This window comes from Cellulomonas sp. Leaf334 (assembly GCF_001424195.1).
Taxonomy (GTDB): domain Bacteria; phylum Actinomycetota; class Actinomycetes; order Actinomycetales; family Cellulomonadaceae; genus Cellulomonas.
Genome location: NZ_LMOO01000008.1, coordinates 445,792 through 468,356, shown reverse-complemented (window position 1 = coordinate 468,356; position 22,565 = coordinate 445,792). Strand labels below are relative to the sequence as shown.

Below are 22,565 nucleotides of genomic sequence, written 5' to 3'. Positions count from 1 at the left end.
CGAGGCAGATGGGCGCGCGGCCGCAGATGGTCTCGTTTGATGGGTGTTAACCTCAGCCAAATGAGAACTCCGGCACCTGCGCTGTTGCCTATTCTGCGGTCGCAGCTGCAAGGGCTGGTGCTGTACGAGGTACTCACGAAAGACATCGGCTGGACCGCTGCAGAACTAGCCCGAGCCCTGGCAGAGCCTGAGGCGACGGTGCATCGAGAGACGCGACGGTTGCTCGAGACCGGGCTCCTCACGGCGACTCGACTCGGGCGTGCAGTCGTCCTGCGCGGCAACGATGCGAACCCGGTGCTGGAGCCGCTGCGCCAACTGCTGATCATCAGTTTCGGCCCGCGCAGGGAACTGCGGCTAGCGCTGAGCGGCGTCGCGCGGATCGACCGCGCTTACATCTTCGGCTCATGGGCCGCACGGTTCGTCGGACTACCCGGGCCGGCGCCCGCAGACATCGATCTCCTCGTGGTCGGCGATCCGGACCGAGGGGCCGTCGACTCAGCGCTCGACGGACTCGAGGCAAAGCTCCGCCGGGAGATCAACGTCACCTTCATCTCCGCCGACGCTTGGGAGCAGGCCAGCGACCCGTTCGTCAGGGGCGTCCGGGATCACGCACTCGTGCCGCTTGACGTCGTTGATGACGGCATCTGACCCTAGTGCAGGGACATGCGGGTCGCGGGGGCGCGCCGTCATGTCCCAGCCAACCTGCAGAGTCCCGTTCCAGTCGGACACGCCGTTTGCTGCCAATACCGAGAACGTCAGCCACGCGCCAAGAGGATTGCGTTCGGAGAGCGCACCGACGCCTGCCCCGCACATCACGCGCCGCACCTCCTCCGCCGTGGTCGAGACCGGCCTGAAGCAGCCAGGTTCGTCCTCCACTCGATATGAGCCCTCCATGTAGTCGGTGTGCCGTGGTTGCAGGCTCGTCGACCACTGCAGGTCTGTGACCGCCCGCTCGAACTCCTGCCTCTGGAACTGATCGGACGCCGAGGTTCGGCCCGTCGCTGCTGTCACCGGCTGGACGCAGCTCAGGGCGTGCCTGGTCCCGCTTCAAGGAGGTGTCCACACCATCGGCTCGTGTGAGTGATGAGGCAACTCGACGTACGCCTGAGCGAGGAGATTTGCTCGGTCGACGAACCAGGGCAGTTCCGGGACGACATCCCGCTCCGCCCACGGGCAGTACGCGGGAGTGGATCCGGTATAAGCCGCCCAGAGTTCGATCGCGGCGGCGTGACGGGCCGTGGCGTCGATCTCCTCGCCCCGCGCCGTGAGTGCGGCGTCCACGGCGGATGCGAACTGCGTCGGATCGCGTCCGACCATGACCCGGTCGGCGTAGTCGATCGGTGGGTGGTTGGCTTCGAGCCGTGCGAACAGGTCCTCGAGCGACCTGCACACCGCGTCGATGGGTAGGTCACGGAGGACCCGCGCCACGTGGTCGGCAATCCAGCCCGGCAGCCCTAGCGAGACGGCGATCGCGCGGAGTGGCGTGTTGGAGCCGACCTTCGAGAGCGCGATCGACAAAGCGGCGCCGGCATGTGGTCGTGCGGTCACGCCGAGGTCGTCCAGCACGCCGGGCCACAGCACCGGCGGCACCCAGCCGTACGCCGGCCAGCGCCCGGTCAGGTGCATTCGACCGTCGGGCGCGCGCTCTTCATCGACTGCGAGCCGCGGCATCTTGGAGCCGGTGCGGAATTCCAGGCGACTGGCCAGGGGCAGGCTCGGGGCTAGCGACTGCAGGCGCAGGGCCATCAGTAGTCGGCTGCGAGGGTGCAGGAGGCGGATGGGGCGCAGCGGCGTGTGTCGGCCAGCGGGGTCCAGGACGCCGTGCTGGTCGCACAGCGTGGTGATGTCTGTGGGACTCGCGTCGTTCACGATCGTCGTCGCTACGTGCAGCGCCGACAGGATCGTCCGTCGTTCGACGCTCGGCCAGAGGGTCGCGGGAATCTGCTCGTCAAGAAGTTCAAGCAGTGCGTCGAGGTACTCGATCCGAGTCGGCAGCCACCCGCGAGTAGAGGTCTCGACGAGCTCGCGCCCGCGTCGCGCCGACAGGTTGATCGCGTCGTTCAGGCTCGTGGCAGCGTCGAGCTCGTTGAGACTCGCGTCAGGGGTCGAGACCTGCCGAAGATCCGTACCGCACCAGCCTCGACGTACTCGGGGGGCGCGGTCGATGTCGTTGCGTCGGGCCGGACACACCCACGGCGGCGTCGGACGCTGCGTGCCGTAGAGCGCGCTGTGCGGACGACTGCCGCAGCCAGGGCATCGAACGACCAGGAGGCACCCGTGCGTTGAGCACACGAACGACAGTGGGTGCGCCCAGTCCTGCCGCCAGTACGGATCCGGCCCTGCGAGGCATGCAGGGCAGAACGATGGGCCCGTCGTTTGCGAGATCCGCCGCCCGTACGAGCGAGCCCACCTGCCCACCTCCAGCTCGACCAGGCTTCGCCGTTGCGGAGCGTGGGTGCGAGTCGCAGCGGCGAGACCTTCCATCAAGAAGTCGAAGTGTCTGACGGAGAACTGTTGGATGCGCGGCTGGAGCGTTCGAAACAGGGCCGTGGGCGCCATGCCGTACCGCCATGCGACCCGCGCCAACCACGACTGTGGAAGTTCGTCGTCATAGGGAGGCACAGAGATCGGCCATTGAGTGACGTCGTATCCCGCGGCGGCGACACGCAGTCGCGGACGGCCACCGGATCGCGCACCGAGGTCAGCGTGCGGCGCTGCGCGTGGCGGCATTGTCCGTGACGACGGCGGCCAGGATGTCCGCGTTGATGGTCTCGGTGCCCGTGACCATCGCCCTGAGGCAGGCGCCGTCGATGAGGTTGGTCAGCGAGCCGATATTGCCCTGAGTGCGGCGAAAAATCTCCCGGGCGTGGTCAGTGAGCATCCCCGGACGAGCGTCGGCTAGCACGATGCCACCCTCAAGAGCCCGCAGCGTCTTGATCCACATCGCGTGCCCTGCGTCGCTGTCGAGGCTGAAGGCAGACAGAGTGCAGCGCGTGGCCCGCCTGCTCGTCTGTGCGTAGATGGCCTGCTCGCCGGCGAGCCCGTCGTCGAAGAACCCCCTCTCGGCGAGATTGATCCCTACATACATGAACGTCACCGGCATCTCGTTGGCCAGCCACTTCAGGTGGTTGGACACCTCGATCCCATGCCGATGTTTGAAGTCGATGAAGTGCAGCTCGTCGATCACGATCAATCGGGTCTGGCACGACAGAACGCAGTCAACCGCCAACGACCCCAGCGACGTCGTCGATGACCTAGCCGCGGCAGGGTGCCCGTAGAACTCGAGGATCTTCTGGTTCAGGCCCTTGAGGGTCATCCCGGCAGACAGAGGGATGAAGGCGACTGGCCATCGCTGGTGGCCCTCCGCCGTCAGCGCGCCCTCGCGCCGCTGAATGCGCCGATGCAGATCCCGCCCGAATTGTTGGGCGGTCGTGGACTTGCCACGACCGGCGTCGGCACTGACTACGACGGATCCGCGCTGACGGTCGCCGTCACGACGTCCCGAGGCCAGAACCTGCTCGAACACGGCGAACGCGGCGAGCAGCTGCGGTGTGTGCACGGTGGGAAGGTTCGCGTTCCACACCAACCGCGCCTCGTTGTAGTCCTCAAGCTCCTCTGCGTCGAGCGCCGCGATCTCGCGGCGGTCCAGGCGCTCCAAAGGCTCGCGCGGTGCCGCGTTCACGAACGCGTCCCAACCCGCCTTGCGAGCCATGTCGAACCGCGTCGTGCCGTTGCGCCTGAGCCACTCCGCCCAACGGTTCGTCACTGGTCGAACACCTCCAACGACTCGAGGTAGGCGTACCGCTCGAACACGTCCAGATCGTCGGGCGGCGTTTGACGAGCGGCACGACGCTCCAGCAGGTCAATGACGCCGGGAAGGGCTGCCACCTGGCGCGCGTCACCCTCGGAAGTGTGGGCCGGCTGCGAAGCGAGACGTCGAGCCAGGCTCTGCTGGCGACGGTTCGTCACCTCGCCCCGCTGCCATGATGCAAGCAGCTCGTGGACGGCTGCCGAGGGGTTGTCGACGTGTATGCCGTTGAGCGCGACCTTCTTTGCGTACTCGACCGCGTCCAGGCTGAACGGCGCCGCAAGAGAAGGTGCGTGCTCCCACGTCAGTTCATGCCATGAGTCGTCGCAGGGGTCGCGGAACCAGACGTGCCGCACGTCGTGAACGTCGACGTGCAGCGGCCACTTGCCGGCGTAAGCGCCGCCGTAGGTTGATTTGAGGTTGCGGTAGGGGTTGAGCGCCTCGCCGTCGTAGCGCAGCCCGTTCACTTCGACGCCGTAGTGCTGGATCGTTCGCCACTTCACGTCGAGGAACTCGAACGCGAGGTCGCGCGCGGCGGGCAGGATCAGCCCGCCCGTTCTGGCCAGCCCGAGCTCGAACATCTGCGACGGCGTGAACCGCGCCCTGGGCAGTTCCGGTTCCGCGAGTCCGTCGTGCTGGCTCTGGTGGTACACGGTCGTCACCCACTCCCGAATGATCTGCTCCAGCTCGGCGACGTAGTAGAACGCACCCTGCTCTACGTCCTTGCCGCGCGAGTAGACGTCCGGCCCCTTGTAGCCCGTCAGGTGCTGCAACAGGGACTGTCGCAGCGTTCCGAAGAACCGCTCGATCGTCGGCTTGTCCGTCGGCTTGTGCGGAATCGCCGGCTGCACGCAGATTCCCAGCCGAGCGCACACCCCGATCACGTGCGCCGACATGTACTGCTTGCCATGGTCCGTGACGATCGTGTCCGGGATCACCGCGGGTAGCCCACCGCGCCGCTCCTGGTGAACCCCGTCAGGCTCCTCGGTCCCGACGAGAACGTTCGACGGCACCCCGTGATAGGGCCAGTCCTTGCCGCTCTCGCTCTGCGGCAGGAGGCACTGGAACAACACGTTCGCGACGTCGACCGCCTTTGTCGATACCGCCGTCAGTCGAAGTCCGAGGATGCATCGCGAGAACAGGTCCATCGCCACCGTTAGCTGGACCGGCACCCATCGACCGGTCACCGGTTCCATTGCGAAGACATCCAGCGAGTTCGTGTCAAGGACGATGTACTCGCCCGGCCGATCTGGACGTAGCCGGCCGAAGACTCCGTCGGGCCGGTTGGCTACGGACCGTCGGGACTTGGCGGAACCGAACGTGTGGCGACCCTTGCTCAGCGCATCGACCCGACGGTATGCCGTCGCGCGAGCCGGGAGCTCGACGTCGGTACCGTGCGTCGCAACGATTTGCCGGTTGGTCTCGTCGATGACGGCGAGCACGGATGGCGTCGAGGCGTCTGTGTAGCTCTTGAGCACCGCGATCAACGTCGCGTCCCACCGTGGATCGACACTGGTGTTTTGGCTCGGGGCCATGCGCCGATCGAGCAGCCCATCGATGCCAGCGCGACGGTAGGCGTCGATCCGGCGCCTGACAGTTCGTTCGCTCATCCCGAGCTCTGCCGCAACCCACCGGACGCGCTGCGCGTATGTGCCTTCTCGATCGAGAACGCGAGCGATCGTGCGAGCCTCGGTCTCGACGATGGACCTCGTCCGGGCTGGGAGCTGGGCTAGCTGAACGGACGCGAGATCGGCTGGTTTTGTATCTCGTTGGTCGAGTGAACGCACGCCGTCGATCAGTTCGTGTGGTGCGACTCGTACGACCTCGAGATCGCGCCGAAGCACGACGTCGCTCACGGCCACGGCATCGACGCGCCAGAGGGCGCCGCTCCACCACACTCGCGCGCCCGGCCGAATCGCCACCGTGCTTGGAGGGTTCACACCGGCACCACCTGCGTGAGCGTGGAGAGTGGGTGCGTCATGTCGCACCGAAGGCGGGACTTCCACAACGCCGCGAAGATCGCGGCGCGAGGAGGAACATCTGCCGTTGCTGCGAGCCGGGCCTCGAGTTCACCGATGGAGGACCCTGTGATCGGGCAGATCTCGGCAGCCGCGCGAATCGCATGCTCCGGAACCATGCCGGGTCGCCTTACCGAGGCCAGGAGCCGGACATTGCGTAGGACGACATCAGGCGCGCCGGTCCACACTGCGTAAGCGAGCCCGGCGTCACCCATGGTCCGCGAAGTCCACGCCAAAGATGCCTGCACGGCGGGATCGGCGAGCATCGCCTCCGGCTTGACGTCGACGACCAGCCCTCGACCGTCGGCATCGACCGCTAGGAAGTCGGGGTATCGAACTCGCTCGCGTGGTCCGTCACGCCCGACGATCCTGAGCGGTTGCGCGGCCAGCCGCACGATCGTCGGATCGAAGTCGGCGAGCCAGAGCCACTCGAGCTCCAGTCGGCTCTCGTAGACGACATGGTCGCGGTTGGTCGCCGACCAGAAGAGCCCTGGATAGTTGCGCTGGCCAGCGTAGGAGGGCGGGACCCGTACCGGAGCGCCCCACGCCACTTCTCGCAGGTCGATCGCGGAGAGCTCGGCGGTCTGCTCAAGCCCCTCGGCTGTCGCGTACGCGGCGCGAACCGCGATCGGTTCCACCCGCTCAGCATCCCGCGTGGCCACGTAGGTGAGATTTGTGACACGCCGTGGCCAACTAGATGAGATTTGGCCAACTCAGATGAGATCCCACAGTCGTCGGGTTGCGGTGTCGTCGCTGTCCTCGGGAATGCCCCGCAGGCCCTCAGGGTTGAGCCCAACAGACTCAAGTTCAGCGCTTCCGAGTTTGCGCCGAGCGACAAGCCGACGCAGACTTGAGCCAGCCGGACTCAAGAGCGAGACGTACACCCCACGCATCACACGAAAGAAGGCACACACATGGCACGAGCAGTCGGCATCGACCTCGGTACCACCAACTCGGTGGTCTCGGTCCTCGAGGGCGGCGAGCCCACGGTCATCGCCAACGCCGAGGGGTCGCGCACGACGCCGTCGGTCGTGGCGTTCTCCAAGACGGGCGAGGTGCTGGTCGGCGAGATCGCCAAGCGCCAGGCCGTCACCAACGTCGACCGCACCATCACGTCGGTCAAGCGCCACATGGGCACGGACTGGTCGCAGGCGGTCGACGACAAGAAGTACACCGCGCAGGAGATCAGCGCGCGGGTGCTCTCCAAGCTCAAGCGTGACGCGGAGGCCTACCTGGGCGAGCCCGTCACCGAGGCCGTCATCACGGTCCCGGCGTACTTCAACGACGCCGAGCGCCAGGCCACCAAGGACGCGGGCGCCATCGCGGGCCTGAACGTCCTGCGCATCATCAACGAGCCCACCGCTGCCGCCCTCGCCTACGGCCTGGAGCGCGGCAAGGAGGACGAGCTCATCCTCGTCTTCGACCTCGGTGGCGGCACGTTCGATGTGTCCCTCCTCGAGGTGGGCAAGGACGACGACGGCTTCTCGACGATCGAGGTCCGCGCGACGTCCGGTGACAACCGGCTCGGCGGCGACGACTGGGACCAGCGCATCGTCGAGTTCCTCATCTCCGAGGTGAAGAACTCCACGGGCGTCGACCTGGGCAAGGACAAGATCGCCGTGCAGCGTCTGCGCGAGGCGGCGGAGCAGGCCAAGAAGGAGCTGTCGTCCGCGACGAGCACCAACATCTCGCTGCAGTACCTGTCGATGAGCGAGAACGGCCCGGTCCACCTGGACACCAAGCTGACGCGCGCGCAGTTCCAGCAGATGACGCAGGACCTGCTCGACCGCACCAAGGCCCCGTTCCAGTCGGTCATCCGCGACGCGGGCATCAAGCTGTCGGAGATCGACCACATCGTGCTCGTCGGCGGCTCCACCCGCATGCCTGCGGTCACCGAGGTCGTCAAGGAGCTCACGGGCGGCAAGGAGCCCAACAAGGGCGTCAACCCGGACGAGGTCGTCGCCGTCGGTGCCGCGCTGCAGGCCGGCGTCATGAAGGGCGACCGCAAGGACGTCCTGCTCATCGACGTCACGCCGCTGAGCCTCGGCATCGAGACCAAGGGCGGCGTGATGACCAAGCTCATCGAGCGCAACACGGCCATCCCCACCAAGCGGTCGGAGATCTTCTCGACGGCCGAGGACAACCAGCCGTCGGTGCTGATCCAGGTGTTCCAGGGCGAGCGTGAGTTCGCGCGGGACAACAAGCCGCTGGGCACGTTCGAGCTGACCGGCATCGCGCCGGCGCCGCGTGGTGTGCCGCAGATCGAGGTCACGTTCGACATCGACGCGAACGGCATCGTGCACGTGTCCGCCAAGGACCGTGGCACCAACAAGGAGCAGTCGATGACGATCACCGGCGGCTCGGCCCTCCCCAAGGAGGACATCGAGCGGATGGTGCGCGAGGCCGAGGAGCACGCAGCCGAGGACAAGGCGCGTCGCGAGGAGGCCGAGACCCGCAACACCGCGGAGCAGCTGGCCTACTCGACGGACAAGCTGCTGGCCGACAACGCCGACAAGCTCCCCGAGGACGTCACGACCGAGGTCAAGACGGCCGTCACCGAGCTGAAGACGGCGCTCGCGGGCACCGACCTCGACGAGGTCAAGGCCAAGCACTCGGCCCTGCTCGCGGTGAGCCAGAAGATCGGCGAGGCGATCTACTCGGCGGACAACATGGCGGCGAACGCGCCGGCCGACGAGCAGCCCGCGGCTGACACGACGGCCGACGAGGACGTCGTGGACGCCGAGATCGTCGACGACGAGGACGAGGCGCGCAAGTGACGACGACTCCCGACGAGCCCGGTGACGAGCTGACGCCCGAGGAGCAGATCCTGGCCGACGCCGAGTCCATCGCGGCCTCGGCCGAGGAGGAGGTCGTCCTCGAGGGCCTCGTCGCCGTCGAGAAGCTGGCGGCCGAGCGGCTCGAGGAGCTGCAGAGGTCGCAGGCGGCCTACTACAACCTCGAGCAGCAGTACTCGGGGTTCGTGAAGCGGTCGAAGGCCGACGCCCTCGCCGCCCACGACCGTGGGGTGCAGACCATCGTCGAGGCGCTCATCCCGGTGCTGGACGACATCGAGCTGGCCCGCCAGCACGGTGACCTCACCGGACCGTTCGTCTCCATCGCGGAGAAGCTCGAGGGCACCCTCGGCCGGTTCGGCGTGGTCCGCTACGGCGAGGCCGGCGAGGTGTTCGACCCCGCGGTGCACGAGGCGCTCATGCACTCGCACTCCGCGGACGTCACGGAGTCGACCGTGCAGATGGTGCTCCAGCCGGGGTACCGCACGCCCGACCGGGTCATCCGGGCGGCCCGCGTCGCGGTCGTGGACCCCGAGGCGTAAGAAGCGCAGTAGCGTCCGAGGTCCCGCGGGTTCTCCCGTGGGACCTCGGACGACCAGATCAAGGAAGGAGCGGCGTGACCGGTCAGGACTGGCTCGAGAAGGACTTCTACTCGGTCCTCGGCGTCCCCAAGGATGCCGACGCCGCCACCATCAAGAAGGCGTACCGCAAGCTCGCGCGCCAGGAGCACCCGGACCACAACCCGGGGGACGCCAAGGCGGAGGCGCGCTTCAAGGACGTCGGCGAGGCCTACGCGGTCCTGTCCGACCCGGAGCAGCGCGGCCAGTACGACCAGCTGCGCGCCATGGCGGGCGGGCCGCGCTTCACGGCGGGCGGGCGCGGCGGCGCGGGGTTCGAGGACGTCTTCGGCGGCATGTTCGGCGGAGGCGCCGGGCAGCCCGGCGGTCGTGTCCGGTACACCAACGCCCCCGGCGGTGCGGCCGGCTTCGAGGACCTCCTCGGCGGGCTGTTCGGCAACGGCGGCGGCGCCGGTGGGTTCGGTCCGCAGCAGGGCGCCGACCTGGCCACCAGCGCGACCCTGCCCTTCCGGCAGGCGGTCGAGGGGTCGACGGTGTCGCTCAGCGTGGAGGGCCGCACGGTCAACGCCCGCATCCCTGCGGGCGTCCGCGACGGGCAGAAGATCCGGCTGCGGGGCAAGGGCCGCCCCGGTGCCGGGGGCGGACCCGCGGGCGACCTCGTCATCACCGTCCGTGTCACCCCGCACCCCGTCTTCTCGATCGACGGCGAGAACCTGCGGATCACCGTGCCGGTCGCGTTCGACGAGGCCGCGCTGGGCGCGACCATCGAGGTGCCGACGCTCGACGGCTCCACCGTCCGCGTCAAGGTGCCCGAGGGCACCCCGTCGGGCCGCGTCCTGCGCGTCAAGGGCAAGGGCATCCCCGGCAGCAAGGGCGACCTGCTCATCACCGTGCAGGTCGTCGTCCCGCAGCGCCTCAGCGCCGCCGCCCGGGAGGCCGTCCAGGCGTTCGGCATCGCGACGTCCGGACAGGACGTGCGCGCAGACCTGCTCGACGCGGCGAAGAAGTAGCGATGCCCACCGAGGACGCCAAGGTCTACGTCATCTCGGTCGCCGCCGAGCTGGCCGGCATGCACCCGCAGACCCTGCGCCAGTACGACCGCCTCGGCCTGGTCACCCCCAGCCGCGCGAGCGGCCGCGGCCGGCGGTACTCGCTGCGGGACATCGCGACGCTGCGCGAGGTGCAGCGGCTGTCCCAGGACGAGGGCGTGAACCTGGCCGGCATCAAGCGGATCCTCGAGCTCGAGGCGGAGCTGGAGCAGCTGAAGCGGCAGGTCGAGTACCTGCGCGCGTTCGTCGACCCAGGCCGCCGCATCTTCACGGCCGACCCCCGCGGCGACGTCGTCGCGGTCAACCGCACGGCGAGCCGCAGCCGCCGCCCGACGACGACGACCGACCGCGCCGCAGTGGTCCTGTGGCGCCCGTCGCGCTGACCGCTGCACCGTTCGGGTGAACCGGACCGGCGCCCGGTCGCCGGGCGCTATCGTCGCCCCGACCAACCGACCTCCACAGTCCACGGGCCGCCCGTGCGGCGTCGACCGACGAAGGGCCGCACCGTGCGCCGATCCGCCTGGGCCACCGCCCTCCTGTCCGCCCTGCTGACGGTGACCGCCGTGCCGCTGGCCACCGCCGCGCAGGCTGCCGCGTCGTGCGGGACCGTGCACGGGACCGTGGCCGACGAGTTCACGCACGAGAACCTCGAGGGCATCGTCGTCGACGTGATCGGCACCTACTACTACGCGGACCGGGGAGTCGTCGCGACGGGGACGACAGCGGCGGACGGCTCGTTCTCGATCCCGGTGAGCTGCTGGGAGATCAGCGCCACGACGCGGACGACCGACCCGACGGGCTTCTACGGCACGCGCTTCGGGCTCGCGGGCACGGACGTCGAGTCCGGTACCGGGTTCTGGATCGGCGGCGCGGGCGAGGACGTCGCCGGGGACCGGAGCGTCCGGCTGACTCCTCCCGGTCGGCTCGTGCCCGTCGAGCCGACGCGGGTCATCGACACGCGTGAGGACGAGGCGGGTCCGCTCGCCCCGGGAGAACGTGCACGGTTCCTGATGAGCGACCTCCCGGAGCACACGGTGGCGGTCGTCCTCAACCTGACCGCGACGCAGGGCACCGCATCGACCAGCTACATCTCGTCGCTTCCCCACGAGAACGCCGAGGTGCGGTCGAGCGTGATCAACTCCTCGGCCGGTCGTGACGTGGCCAACCTCGTGACCATCCCGGTGAGCCGGTGGACGGAGTCGGGGGAGCCGGAGGTGATCCTCTACAACAACGCCGGCTACACGCACGTCGTCGCGGACCTGCAGGGCTACTACTCGGCCGACGAGGGCGCCGGCTTCGAGCCGATCGCTCCGACGCGGGTGCTGGACACCCGTGGGTCCGCACCGCTCGGACCGCACGGCACGCGTCCGCTCGTGCTCGCGGGCCCCGGCAAGGTCGCGCCGGCCGACGCCGTCGCGGCCGCGGTGACGATCACCGCGACGGAGGGCACCGCCCGTACCTCGTACCTGTCGGCGTACCCGTCGGACGCGGTCGACGGGTCCTCGACGAGCGTGCTCAACGCCTACCAGGGTGACGATGTGCCGAACCTCGCCATCGTGCCGCTCGGCCCGGACGGCGCGCTGACCCTGTACAACGACCAGGGCTCGACGCACGTCGTCGTGGACGTCGTCGGCTGGTTCGTGGAGTCGCGCGGCGCCGACTTCTACCCGCTCCAGCCCCAGCGTGCGGTCGGGTCGGGCAAGGTCGACACGGGGAGCGTGCTGGCGTTCACCGCGCAGAGCGCGGGCGTCGAGATGCGGGACGACGCCGTCGCCCTGTCGCTCAACCTCACGACCGCGTCGGCGTCGAAGCTGTCCTACCTCACCGTGTACCCGACCGGCACGACGCGACCGTTCGCGAGCAACGCCAACGCCCGTCCGGGGTCGGACATCGCCACCGGAGTGATCACCCGGCTCGGCCCGGGACCGGCGTTCTCGGTCTACAACAACAGCGGCGACGTGCTCGCGCTCGTCGACGTGTCGGGCTACTACGCGCGCAACGACTGAGAGGCGTTCAGAGGGGGAGGCTCGCGACGGGGCTACTCCGTCGGCATGCTCGACGTCACCGGCTACGTCGCCGTCCCAGGGTCGACCGCGTTGGAGACGCCGGAGGCGCCTCTCTGACAGGGAGAACGGGGCGGACAGCGGACGGTGGACGGCCGGCGGCGGGTCCTGCCTAGACTCGGCGGCGATGACGATCGACCTCGACCGCGCCCGCCGTGACACGCCCGGCGTCGACCACGTGACCCACCTGAACAACGCCGGCGGAGCCCTGCGCCCGAGCGTGGTCACGGACACCGTCGTGGCGCACCTGCGCCGGGAGGCGGAGATCGGCCCGTACGAGGCCGAGGCCGAGGCCGGGGCGCGGGTCGCGGACGTGTACGGGTCGGTCGCGCGGCTGATCGGGGCGCAGCCGGACGAGATCGCGCTGGTGCAGAGCGCGACCGCCGCGTGGAACGTCGCGTTCTCGTCGATCCCCCTGGGACCGGGTCAGCGCATCCTCACCGCGCGCACCGAGTACGTCAGCAATGCGATCGCCCTCCTGCAGGCGTGCGAGCGCACCGGCGCCACCCTGGAGATCGTCGAGGACGACGAGCACGGCCAGGTCGACCTCGCCCAGCTGGAACGCCGCCTCGACACCGACGTCGCGCTCGTCGCGCTGACGCACGTCCCGACCGGGGGAGGCGTCGTCAACCCGGCGCAGGCCGTGGGCGCCCTCACGACGAAGGCAGGGGTCCCGTTCCTGCTCGACGCGTGCCAGTCGGTGGGCCAGCTGGACGTGGACGTCGAGGACCTGGGCTGCGACCTGCTCGCGGCGACGGGTCGCAAGTTCCTCCGCGGCCCCCGGGGTACCGGCTTCCTGTACGCCCGCCGCGAGATCACCGACAGCCTCGTCCCGCCGGTCCTGGGCCTCGGCGCGGCGACGTGGACGTCGGCGAGCACCTACGAGGTCGTCCCCGGCGCGCTCCGGTTCGAGACGTGGGAGCGGTCGGTCGCCGACAACCTCGGCCTCGGCGCGGCCGTCGACTACGCGCTGTCGTTCGGCCTGCCGCAGATCGAGGAGCGCGTCACGACGCTCGCCGCGCGGCTGCGCGAGGACCTGTCGCAGACCCTCGGCGTCACGGTGCGCGACACGGGCGTCCGGAAGTCCGGCATCGTCACGTTCACGGTCGACGGGATGCGTGCCGACGAGGTCCGCGCCCGGGTCGCCGCCGCGGGCGTCAACGTCAGCGTCACGCGTCTCTCGTCGGCCCAGCTCGACTTCGGTTCCCGCGGCCTGACGGAGGTCGTCCGCGCGAGCCCGCACTACTACACGTCCGACGAGGAGCTGGACCGCCTGCTGTCGGCGCTGCGCTAGACGCTCAGTGCTCGGTCCGGGGCATCGGGTACCAGGAGTCCCCGACGGGCTCGCCGACCAGGTTCCAGGTCCACGACACGGTCGGCGTGATGCGCACGTACCACCCTGGACCCACCAGGCCGATGCGCTCGACGGGGTCGTCGGCGGTGCCGTAGATGCGGATGCCCCGCGCGGCGAACGGGTCGAGGGACACCAGGTCGTCGACCACGAGAGCGACCTCGCGGTGCCCGGTCCCGATGTTCTGGACCTTGCGCGTCCGGAGGAACGACTCGCCCCCGCCCACCCACAGGACTGCGTCGTCGACCTCGAGCGCGACCGGGACGACGTCCGGCTGCCAGTCGGGTCCGACGGTGGCGAGCCGCGCGAGCGGCTGGGACGACAGGTACGCGAGCTCCTCGTCGGTGAAGGCCATCGACCCAGCCAACCATGACGTCCGCGGCGTCGGTCGTCCTGACGCTCGAACGCGCGGACCTCCGGCGCTGACACGGGTCGTGTCAGCCTCGTGTCGGTGGGCTGTCAGGCGACCTCCTCACGCTGGAGCCATGACACACGACCTGGTGATCGAGGCGCACGGCCTCGTCAAGCACTTCGGCGAGACGAAGGCCCTGCAGGGCGTCGACCTCGCCGTCGCCCGCGGCACCGTCCTCGGTGTGCTCGGCCCCAACGGTGCCGGCAAGACGACGGCGGTCCGCATCCTGTCCACCCTGCTCGTCCCCGACGCCGGTCACGCCCGCATCGGCGGGTTCGACGTGGTCAAGGACGCCGAGCGCGTCCGCCAGTCGATCGGCCTCACGGGCCAGTACGCGTCCGTCGACGAGGACCTCTCCGGCCGGCAGAACCTCGTGCTGTTCGGCACGCTGCTGGACCTCGGCCGCGCCGGCGCCCGCGCCCGCGCCGCCGAGCTGCTGGAGTGGTTCGACCTGACCGCGGCCGCAGACCGCCCCGCCAAGACGTACTCGGGGGGCATGCGACGCAGGCTCGACCTCGCGGCGAGCCTCGTCGGTCGCCCCGACGTGATCTTCCTCGACGAGCCGACGACCGGCCTCGACCCCGCCAAGCGCGAGGACATGTGGGACGTCGTCCGCTCGCTGGTCACGGACGGTTCGACGGTCCTGCTGACGACGCAGTACCTGGAGGAGGCGGACGCGCTCGCCGACGAGATCACGGTCATCGACCACGGTCGCGTCATCGCGCACGACACCCCCGAGGGTCTCAAGCGCGTGGTCGGCGGCCAGACGCTCGAGGTGCGCCCGTCGGACCTGTCGCGCATGCAGGAGACGGCGACCCTGCTCGGTCAGGTGTCCTCCGGCACGGCCGCCGAGGAGATCCGCAAGGGCGTCCTGGCGGTCCCGGTCCACGACGACTCCGCCCTGACCGCCACGGTGTCCCGCCTGGCGAGCGCCGGCATCGGCGTCACCGAGCTGTCCCTGCACCTGCCCAGCCTGGACGAGGTGTTCTTCTCCCTCACGGGCCGCACGGCCTCCGAGGACGACACGACAGAGAGCAAGGAGGTGGCCTGATGACCACGCTCACCGAGCAGCGGTCCCCCCGAGCAGTCCCGACGTCGGCCGCCGCGGCCACCCGCAAGCCCTTCCCGCTGGTCCGGCACTCGTTGTCGCTGGCCAAGCGCAGCCTGATCAAGACGTGGCGGACGCCCGAGGCGCTCATCGACGTCACGCTGCAGCCGGCGATCTTCCTGGTGATCTTCGTCTACATCTTCGGCGGTGCCGTCGCGGGCAGCACTCACGACTACCTGCAGTTCCTGCTGCCCGGCATCCTGGCGCAGACCATCGCGCAGGGCGCGATCGCCATCGGCGTGAACCTCAACACCGACCTGGGCAAGGGCATCTTCGACCGCTTCAAGTCGCTGCCCATCCCGCGCGCCGCCCCCCTGGTGGGCGCGGTGCTCGGTGATGTGGTGCGCTACGTGATCGTCATCCTGTCGACGTTCGTCGTCGGCTACCTGATGGGCTTCCGCATCCTCACCGACCCGCTCAGCGCGGTGGCGGGCTGCCTGCTCGCCGTCCTGTTCGCGCTCTGCCTGAGCTGGGTGTCCGTCTTCGTGGGCATGAAGGTCCGGACCTCGGGCGCCGTGCAGGGGATCATGTTCCTGATCATCATGCCGCTGAGCTTCGCGTCGAACGTGTTCGTCCCCGCGGCGACGCTGCCCAGCTGGATGCAGTCCTTCGTCGAGTGGAACCCGCTGACCCACCTGGTCGCCGCGATGCGCGGGCTGTTCCTGGGCACGCCGATGGGGGACAGCGTCTACTGGACGCTCGCGTGGTGCGTCGGGCTGGTCGCGGTGTTCCTGCCGCTGGCCATGCGGGCGTACCGCCGCAAGGTCTGACGACACCGCCGCCGGCTGGGACGGGGGACCGTCTCAGCCGGCGTCTGCCGTCAGCTCCCGCACCCGTGCGGCGGCCTGCGCCGGGCGCACGGCCCGCCACCGCGCCAGCAGCGCCCGTGCGGTCTCGCCGTCCTGCGGCTCGGCCATCGACCCGCCCACCTGGAAGTACGGCACGAGGTTGGCGCCCAGCCGCGTGCCGAGCGCCCACAGCTCGTTCGCGCGGTCGACCTGGTCCCGGGACGCGGCCAGCTCCGCGAAGCCGAGCGCGTAGGTGCCGAGCACGGGCATGTCGCTGGTCGCGGCGGCGTCGGCGGCCGCCGCCCGGAGCAGCTCGACCGCACGGTCCGCCGACGCGGTGGTGCGGGTGCCGGGCAGCGCCGCGACGCGCAGGTGGGTGACGGCGACGGCCACGAGGAACACGACGCGCGCCTGGTGCATGGGGACCCGCGTGGCGGTGACCAGCGCGGCCGCCGCCTCTGCGTGGTCGACCGCCTCCTGCACCCGTCCCGCCTGCGACGCCACCTGCGCCAGGCCGAGGTGGGCCTGCGCGGCGTCGACGTCGTCCGCCTGCGTGGAGGTCGTCACCTCCCGCAGCTGCGCCGTGGCCTGCTCGTCGCCCGCGAGCGCGCGCTGCATGTCCAGCTGGACCCGCAGGCTGCGCACGTCCTGCATGGCACCGACCAGCTCGAGGTGCTCCAGGCTCTCCCGCAGCCACCTCTCGGAGTCGCCGCCGCTGCGCACGCTCTCCCACTGGCCGATGCCCTGCGCGGCCATCCCCATGCCCCAGTGGTCGCCGATCGCCTGGAAGCGGCGGTACGCCTCGCGTGCGTCGGAGCTCGACATCGACGGGTCGCCGGCGTTCTCCCGGACGGCGGCCCGCATGAACAGCCCGAGGCCCTGCAGGAAGTCGTCGTCCGCCTCGACCATCCGCTCCGCCGCGGCCAGGCTCTCGTCGACGTCGGGGGAGCCGAGCGCGGGGAGCGTCGCAGCGAGCGCACGCATCCGCGGGGACACCTCCGACGGTCGGTCGGCGAGCACGCGCCGGATCGCGCGCCAGGCGAGCGCGACGGGGCGCTGCGAGGTGGCGACTCCGGCGTTGACGGCCGCGAAGACGCACGCGGTGGTCAGGCGGTCGGCGTCGGGGAGCGCCCGCCCGGTGTCGGAGTCGTGGAACAGGGTCGACGCGCGTCGTGCGGCCGGGTCGTCGGCGTGCAGGAGCCGCATCGCCCACTCGACGCACTCGACGTGCAGGCCGCGGATGCTCCAGAGGTGGAACAGGGCGCTCGCGACGTCGACGGCACCCGCCTCGTCCCCGTGGTCGACGGCCCACCGCAGGGCGGCGACGAAGCTCTCCTGCTCCGCGACGCAGCGGTCGAACGCAGCCAGCTGTCCGGCGCCGACGAAGTCCGCGCCGACCCGGACGGCGGTCGCCGCGGCCCAGCGGACCAGCCCGGTCATGGCGGCCGGTCGCTCGCCGGCGACGTCGAGCCGCACCTCGCCGTACTCCCGGACCGTCTCGAGCATCCGGTAGCGCGCCAGCCCGCCGTCGTCGTCGTCGAGCGTGAGCAGCGACTGCTCGACGAGGGTGGCCAGTCCCCGCCGGACGTCGGCGGGGTGGGCGCCCGACACCGCGACCGCCGTCTCGGCCGTGAACGGCCCCGGCACGACGGACAGCCGCTGGACCAAGGCACGCTCGGACGGGTCCAGGAGCTCGCGGCTCCAGTCGACCATCGCCCACAGGCTCGCGTGCCGCTCGGGCAGCCCGCGCAGGGCGTCGTCGAGCAGCGCGAACCGGTCGGTCAGCCCGTCGAGCACGTCCTGGACGGTCATGGACCGCAGCCGTGCGGCGGCGAGCTCGAGGGCGAGCGGGAGGTTGTCCAGCCGGTGGCACAGCTCGAGGGCCCGGTCGGTCTGCCAGCCCAGGCCCGCCCGCCCGGCGCGGGCCCGCGTCTCGAGCAGCTCGAGGGCGTCGGCGTCGGGGAGCGCCCGCAGGCGGTGCACGGACTCGCCGACCAGTCCCAGGGGAGCGCGGCTCGTCGCCAGCACGGCCACGTCGGAGGACGCGACGGACAGCAGGTCGCCGACGACGACGGCGGCGGCGTCGAGCACGTGCTCGCAGTTGTCGAGGACCAGGAGCCCGTCGAGGTCCTGCGCGGCGAGCCGCAACCGGTCCTCGGGGGTCAGCAGGCGACGTTCGGTCGTCAGGTCCGCGCGTGCGGCGGTCACGTCCGACCCGCCGATCGCGGCGAGCACGGTGGGCAGCACCTCGGCGGGTGAGCGCAGACCGGCCAGCTCGACGACCCGCACGGACCGGCCCGCCGCGACCGCGCGCCGCGCGACCTCGCCGGCCAGCCGCGTCTTGCCGGCACCTCCCGTCGCGACGATCGTCACGAGCGCGTCCTGCCCGAGGGTCGTCTCGACCTGCGCGATGTCGTCGTCGCGACCGACCAGCGCGGTCGCGGGCCGCCGCCAGGGGGCGGGCAGGGCGACGACGGCGCGGCCGGGGGCGGCGGCGGGTTCGGTCGCGAGCTCCCCGCGCAGCAGCGCGAGGTGGGCCTGGGCGACGACGGGCGACGGGTCGGTGCCGTACCGGTCGGCCAGCTCGGTGCGCAGCCGCTCGACGACCTCGAGCGCCTCGGCGTCCCGGCCCTGTGCGGCGAGCACGCGCACGAGGAGCGCGACGAGGGGTTCGTCGGGCGGGGTGCGCAGCGCGCACCGGCGGAGGTCCTCGACGAGGTCCTCGACGTGGCCGAGCGCGAGCCCGGCCTCGGCCTGCAGCGTGACGACCTCGGTCAGCAGGTGTGCCGTGGTCGCGTCGTCCAGGTCGGGCACGGCGGGAACCAGGCCGCGCGCGTCGCGGGCGAGGTCGCGGGCGCTGGCGGCGTCACCCGTGCGCAGCGCCTGCCGACCGGTGGAGAGCAGCGCCTCGGCCTCGACGACGTCGATCCGCAGCCCGTCCGTCGGGAGCCGGTAGCCACCCGGGGCGGCCTCGATGGTGAACCCGAGGCGTCGCGCGCGCGAGACCAGGGCCTGCACGGCGCCGGGCGCGTCGTCGGGCGGGATGCCCTCCCACACGTCCTCGACGAGGGTCGACGACGAGACCGCGCGGCCGCGTGCGTCGAGGAGCGCACCGACGAGCGCCACCAGGCGGTCCCCACGGACGGGGCGACCGTCGACGGCGAGCGCCCCGAGCGTCGTGATGTGCACCGGGACAGCATCGCGCACGGCGCCGACGTTCGACGGGCGCCCCACCCGGTCAGCCGTTCGGGTGCATCTCCGGCGTGTCCTCGGGCATGTCGCAGAACTGGTCCTGGCGTGTCGTGCCGGGCGTTCCGGGCGAATCGGACGGCCCGGGTGTGGACTGCCTGTGGAGCATGTTGTGGGCGCCGGTCGGCCCCCTGTGGATGCCTGTGCACGGCCACGCATCGTCGCTGGTCCGGGCCTCTGTCAGTGGTGCGCGGTAGCCTGGAACTTCTCCACAGGGTGAAGAATGACACGCTTGTCACTACAACCCCTAGTGGTCCATTGCGAGCCGGACCCCTAGGTGTAGTGTCTAGTCACGACGCAGTGCAGAGAGCAGAACAACGGTCTCAGCGCAGTCGCAGCGTGAACCAGGCCCGGAGGACGGGCCCTTCAGCTTCAGAGAACACAGCTTCGCGAACGCTCCGGGGGGAGCGTGCCGCAGACAGGAACACGGGGAGCCACCATGACGATCACGGTCTACAGCAAGCCGGCGTGCGTGCAGTGCACAGCGACCTACCGCGCGCTCGACAAGCTCGACACCGACTACACGGTGGTGGACATCAGCGAGGACGCCGACGCGCGCGACTACGTCATGTCGCTCGGCCACCTCCAGGCCCCCGTCGTGATCGTCGACGGCGAGCACTGGTCGGGCTACCGCCCCGACCGCATCAAGGCGCTGGCCGACCGACTGGCCACGGCAGTCGCCTGACCAAGACTCCCCGGATCGGCGCTGGTCTCGACACCGCGCCGATTCGGCGGGCCTTTCCGCGCCCGCGAGGCGTCTGATGTGAGCACGACCCGAGGTGAGGGGATCCGGCCGATGAGCTCCCTGGTCTACTTCTCCTCCGCCTCGGACAACACCCACCGTTTCGTGCAGAAACTGCAGCTGCCGGCGCAAGGCGTGAATGTGTACCGCATCCCGCTGCGCCCGACAGACCCGTTCCTGCATGCCTCCGAGCCGTACGTGCTGATCCTGCCGACGTACGGCGGGGGCAACGAGGGTGGCGCAGTACCGAAGCAGGTCATCAAGTTCCTCAACGACGAGGACAACCGTGCGCTGATCCGCGGAGTCATCGCGGCAGGCAACACGAACTTCGGCGAGGCCTACTGCATCGCAGGGGACATCATCGCGACCAAGTGTCGCGTCCCCTACCTGTACGGGTTCGAGCTCATGGGTACGACCGAGGACGTCCACAACGTCCGTGAGGGATTGGGAAGATTTTGGCAACGACAGTCGCAGATACCCGCGTAGAGACGTCGGGCCTGGATTACCACGCCCTCAACGCCATGCTGAACCTGTATGGCGCGGACGGGGAGATCCAGTTCGACAAGGACCGTGAGGCGGCGCGCGCGTACTTCCTGCAGCACGTCAACCAGAACACGGTCTTCTTCCACGACCTCAACGAGAAGCTCGACTACCTGGTCGAGAACAAGTACTACGACCCCGAGGTGCTGGGGCAGTACGACCGCGCGTTCATCAAGACGCTCTTCGAGTACGCGTACTCGAAGAAGTTCCGCTTCCAGACGTTCCTCGGCGCATTCAAGTACTACACGTCGTACACGCTGAAGACGTTCGACGGGAAGCGGTACCTGGAGCGCTTCGAGGACCGCGTCTGCATGGTCGCCCTCGCGCTGGCGGAGGGGAACCAGGACTTCGCGATCTCCCTGGTCGACGAGATCGTGTCCGGTCGCTTCCAGCCGGCGACGCCCACGTTCCTCAACCTCGGCAAGGCGCAGCGCGGTGAGCCCGTCTCCTGCTTCCTGCTGCGCATCGAGGACAACATGGAGTCGATCGCGCGTGGCATCAACTCCGCCCTGCAGCTGTCCAAGCGCGGCGGCGGCGTGGCGCTCCTGCTCAGCAACATCCGCGAGCACGGTGCCCCGATCAAGCACATCGAGAACCAGAGCTCCGGCGTCATCCCCGTGATGAAGCTGCTCGAGGACTCGTTCTCGTACGCCAACCAGCTGGGTGCCCGCCAGGGCGCCGGAGCGGTGTACCTGCACGCGCACCACCCGGACATCTACCGGTTCCTCGACACCAAGCGCGAGAACGCCGACGAGAAGATCCGCATCAAGACCCTCTCGCTGGGCGTCGTCATCCCGGACATCACGTTCGAGCTGGCCAAGAAGAACGAGCCGATGTACCTGTTCTCGCCGTACGACGTCGAGCGCGTGTACGGGATGCCGTTCGCGGACATCAACGTCACCGAGAAGTACTACGAGATGGTCGACGACGCGCGGATCAAGAAGACCAAGATCAGCGCCCGCGAGTTCTTCCAGACGCTGGCGGAGCTGCAGTTCGAGTCCGGCTACCCGTACGTCATGTTCGAGGACACGGTGAACCGGGCCAACCCGATCGCCGGCAAGATCACGCACTCGAACCTGTGCTCGGAGATCCTGCAGGTCTCGACGCCGTCGACGTACAACGAGGACCTCTCCTACAAGGAGGTCGGCCGCGACATCTCCTGCAACCTCGGCTCGATGAACATCGCGCTGTCGATGGACTCGCCCGACTTCGGCAAGTCCGTCGAGACCGCGATCCGCGCCCTGACCGGCGTCTCCGACCAGACGGACATCGAGTCGGTCCCGTCGATCAAGCGCGCGAACGCCGGCGGCCACGCCATCGGCCTCGGGCAGATGAACCTGCACGGCTACCTGGCCCGCGAGCGCATCTTCTACGGGTCCGACGAGGGCCTCGACTTCACCAACATCTACTTCTACACGGTGGCGTACCACGCGATCCGTGCCTCGAACCTGCTCGCACAGGAGCGGAAGCAGAAGTTCTACGGCTTCGAGGACTCCACGTACGCGACGGGCGAGTACTTCGAGAAGTACATCGCCAAGGAGTGGAAGCCGAGGACGGCCCGCATCGAGGCGCTGTTCGTCGAGGCCGGCGTGCACATCCCGACGCAGCAGGACTGGGCGGACCTGGCGGAGCTCGTCAAGGAGCACGGCATCTACAACCAGAACCTCCAGGCCGTCCCGCCGACGGGTTCGATCTCGTACATCAACCACTCGACGAGCTCGATCCACCCGATCGCGTCGAAGATCGAGATCCGCAAGGAAGGCAAGATCGGCCGCGTCTACTACCCGGCGCCGTTCATGACGAACGACAACCTGGAGTACTACCAGGACGCGTACGAGATCGGCTACGAGAAGGTCATCGACACCTACGCCGAGGCCACGCAGCACGTCGACCAGGGCCTCTCGCTGACCCTCTTCTTCAAGGACACGGCGACCACCCGTGACCTGAACAAGGCGCAGATCTACGCATGGCGCAAGGGCATCAAGACGATCTACTACATCCGCCTGCGCCAGCTCGCGTTGGAGGGTACGGAGGTGGAGGGTTGCGTCAGCTGCATGTTGTGACCCC

Annotated in this window: 18 protein-coding genes and 1 pseudogene; 12 read left to right on the top strand and 7 right to left on the bottom strand. The window is 69.6% G+C overall.

Features of this window, described 5'->3' with window-relative positions; genetic code table 11:
- Window positions 1-60 precede the first annotated feature (60 nt).
- Window positions 61-648, top strand: a complete 588-nt coding sequence (locus ASF78_RS22530) for an ArsR family transcriptional regulator (protein ID WP_156374257.1) — start codon at window positions 61-63, stop codon at window positions 646-648.
- 399 nt (window positions 649-1,047) lie between these two features.
- Here the strand turns inward: ASF78_RS22530 and ASF78_RS20265 are convergent, their stop codons facing one another.
- The 5 genes and pseudogenes from ASF78_RS20265 to ASF78_RS20250 all read right to left on the bottom strand — a co-directional run bounded on the left by ASF78_RS20265 (window position 1,048) and on the right by ASF78_RS20250 (window position 6,464).
- Window positions 1,048-2,190, bottom strand: coding sequence for a hypothetical protein (locus tag ASF78_RS20265; RefSeq protein WP_056593833.1), 1,143 nt, complete (start codon window positions 2,188-2,190; stop codon window positions 1,048-1,050).
- A gap of 87 nt (window positions 2,191-2,277) precedes the next feature.
- Window positions 2,278-2,730: pseudogene (locus ASF78_RS23465) on the bottom strand (TniQ family protein); the annotation flags it as partial.
- On the bottom strand, window positions 2,702-3,766 hold the full coding sequence (locus ASF78_RS20260; RefSeq protein WP_056593830.1) for a TniB family NTP-binding protein: 1,065 nt from the start codon (window positions 3,764-3,766) through the stop codon (window positions 2,702-2,704). The pseudogene ASF78_RS23465 and the gene ASF78_RS20260, both read right to left, overlap by 29 nt.
- Window positions 3,763-5,664: a helix-turn-helix domain-containing protein gene (locus ASF78_RS20255; RefSeq protein WP_235518729.1), complete on the bottom strand. Its 1,902-nt coding sequence runs from the start codon at window positions 5,662-5,664 to the stop codon at window positions 3,763-3,765. Before ASF78_RS20255 ends, ASF78_RS20260 begins: the two co-directional genes overlap by 4 nt.
- 80 nt (window positions 5,665-5,744) lie before the next feature.
- Window positions 5,745-6,464 carry a TnsA-like heteromeric transposase endonuclease subunit gene (locus ASF78_RS20250; protein ID WP_056593825.1) on the bottom strand — a complete coding sequence of 240 codons (720 nt, stop codon included), beginning with the start codon at window positions 6,462-6,464 and terminating at the stop codon, window positions 5,745-5,747.
- Window positions 6,465-6,740: 276 nt separating this feature from the next.
- On the opposite strand from ASF78_RS20250, the gene dnaK reads away from it, so the two are divergent.
- From dnaK to ASF78_RS20220, 6 genes are all read left to right on the top strand, one after another.
- On the top strand, window positions 6,741-8,603 hold the full coding sequence (gene dnaK, locus ASF78_RS20245; protein ID WP_056593822.1) for a molecular chaperone DnaK: 1,863 nt from the start codon (window positions 6,741-6,743) through the stop codon (window positions 8,601-8,603).
- The gene (grpE, locus tag ASF78_RS20240; protein ID WP_082495226.1) at window positions 8,600-9,160 is read left to right on the top strand and encodes a nucleotide exchange factor GrpE; all 561 of its coding nucleotides are present in this window, start codon (window positions 8,600-8,602) and stop codon (window positions 9,158-9,160) included. The genes dnaK and grpE overlap by 4 nt, the downstream gene beginning before the upstream one ends.
- 74 nt (window positions 9,161-9,234) lie before the next feature.
- Window positions 9,235-10,206: a DnaJ C-terminal domain-containing protein gene (locus tag ASF78_RS20235; RefSeq protein WP_056593820.1), complete on the top strand. Its 972-nt coding sequence runs from the start codon at window positions 9,235-9,237 to the stop codon at window positions 10,204-10,206.
- 2 nt (window positions 10,207-10,208) lie between these two features.
- On the top strand, window positions 10,209-10,628 hold the full coding sequence (locus ASF78_RS20230; protein ID WP_056593816.1) for a heat shock protein transcriptional repressor HspR: 420 nt from the start codon (window positions 10,209-10,211) through the stop codon (window positions 10,626-10,628).
- Between the two features lie 123 nt (window positions 10,629-10,751).
- Window positions 10,752-12,251: a hypothetical protein gene (locus ASF78_RS20225; RefSeq protein WP_156374256.1), complete on the top strand. Its 1,500-nt coding sequence runs from the start codon at window positions 10,752-10,754 to the stop codon at window positions 12,249-12,251.
- A gap of 184 nt (window positions 12,252-12,435) precedes the next feature.
- Window positions 12,436-13,602: an aminotransferase class V-fold PLP-dependent enzyme gene (locus ASF78_RS20220; protein WP_056593810.1), complete on the top strand. Its 1,167-nt coding sequence runs from the start codon at window positions 12,436-12,438 to the stop codon at window positions 13,600-13,602.
- A gap of 4 nt (window positions 13,603-13,606) precedes the next feature.
- Here the strand turns inward: ASF78_RS20220 and ASF78_RS20215 are convergent, their stop codons facing one another.
- Window positions 13,607-14,014 carry a PPOX class F420-dependent oxidoreductase gene (locus ASF78_RS20215; RefSeq protein ID WP_056593806.1) on the bottom strand — a complete coding sequence of 136 codons (408 nt, stop codon included), beginning with the start codon at window positions 14,012-14,014 and terminating at the stop codon, window positions 13,607-13,609.
- Between the two features lie 130 nt (window positions 14,015-14,144).
- Between ASF78_RS20215 and ASF78_RS20210 the strand changes: the two genes are divergently transcribed.
- Together ASF78_RS20210 and ASF78_RS20205 are read left to right on the top strand one after the other, a co-directional pair.
- Window positions 14,145-15,122, top strand: coding sequence for an ATP-binding cassette domain-containing protein (locus ASF78_RS20210; protein WP_056593803.1), 978 nt, complete (start codon window positions 14,145-14,147; stop codon window positions 15,120-15,122).
- A complete protein-coding gene (locus tag ASF78_RS20205; protein WP_056593800.1) occupies window positions 15,122-15,949 on the top strand; it encodes an ABC transporter permease in 828 nt (275 codons plus the stop codon). Before ASF78_RS20210 ends, ASF78_RS20205 begins: the two co-directional genes overlap by 1 nt.
- A gap of 33 nt (window positions 15,950-15,982) precedes the next feature.
- On the opposite strand, the gene ASF78_RS20200 is transcribed toward ASF78_RS20205, so the two are convergent.
- Window positions 15,983-19,174, bottom strand: coding sequence for a BTAD domain-containing putative transcriptional regulator (locus tag ASF78_RS20200; RefSeq protein ID WP_235518728.1), 3,192 nt, complete (start codon window positions 19,172-19,174; stop codon window positions 15,983-15,985).
- Window positions 19,175-19,655: 481 nt separating this feature from the next.
- On the opposite strand from ASF78_RS20200, the gene nrdH reads away from it, so the two are divergent.
- The 3 genes from nrdH (at window position 19,656) to nrdE (ending at window position 22,561) form a co-directional block, all read left to right on the top strand.
- A complete protein-coding gene (gene nrdH, locus ASF78_RS20195; RefSeq protein WP_056593797.1) occupies window positions 19,656-19,901 on the top strand; it encodes a glutaredoxin-like protein NrdH in 246 nt (81 codons plus the stop codon).
- Between the two features lie 111 nt (window positions 19,902-20,012).
- Window positions 20,013-20,444 (top strand): class Ib ribonucleoside-diphosphate reductase assembly flavoprotein NrdI, encoded by a 432-nt coding sequence (gene nrdI, locus ASF78_RS20190; protein WP_056593795.1) that lies wholly within the window; start codon window positions 20,013-20,015, stop codon window positions 20,442-20,444.
- A complete protein-coding gene (gene nrdE / locus ASF78_RS20185; RefSeq protein ID WP_056593792.1) occupies window positions 20,414-22,561 on the top strand; it encodes a class 1b ribonucleoside-diphosphate reductase subunit alpha in 2,148 nt (715 codons plus the stop codon). The genes nrdI and nrdE overlap by 31 nt, the downstream gene beginning before the upstream one ends.
- The last annotated feature ends 4 nt before the right edge of the window (window positions 22,562-22,565 follow it).

Bases quoted from the DNA above. Each gene is read 5' to 3' on its own strand.
- ASF78_RS20220 (WP_056593810.1), top strand. From the start codon at position 12,436: ATGACGATCGACCTCGACCGCGCCCGCCGTGACACGCCCGGCGTCGAC.
- dnaK (WP_056593822.1), top strand. From the start codon at position 6,741: ATGGCACGAGCAGTCGGCATCGACCTCGGTACCACCAACTCGGTGGTC.
- nrdI (WP_056593795.1), top strand. From the start codon at position 20,013: ATGAGCTCCCTGGTCTACTTCTCCTCCGCCTCGGACAACACCCACCGT.
- nrdH (WP_056593797.1), top strand. From the start codon at position 19,656: ATGACGATCACGGTCTACAGCAAGCCGGCGTGCGTGCAGTGCACAGCG.
- ASF78_RS20230 (WP_056593816.1), top strand. From the start codon at position 10,209: ATGCCCACCGAGGACGCCAAGGTCTACGTCATCTCGGTCGCCGCCGAG.
- ASF78_RS20215 (WP_056593806.1), bottom strand. From the start codon at position 14,014: ATGGCCTTCACCGACGAGGAGCTCGCGTACCTGTCGTCCCAGCCGCTC.
- ASF78_RS20205 (WP_056593800.1), top strand. From the start codon at position 15,122: ATGACCACGCTCACCGAGCAGCGGTCCCCCCGAGCAGTCCCGACGTCG.
- ASF78_RS22530 (WP_156374257.1), top strand. From the start codon at position 61: ATGAGAACTCCGGCACCTGCGCTGTTGCCTATTCTGCGGTCGCAGCTG.
- ASF78_RS20210 (WP_056593803.1), top strand. From the start codon at position 14,145: ATGACACACGACCTGGTGATCGAGGCGCACGGCCTCGTCAAGCACTTC.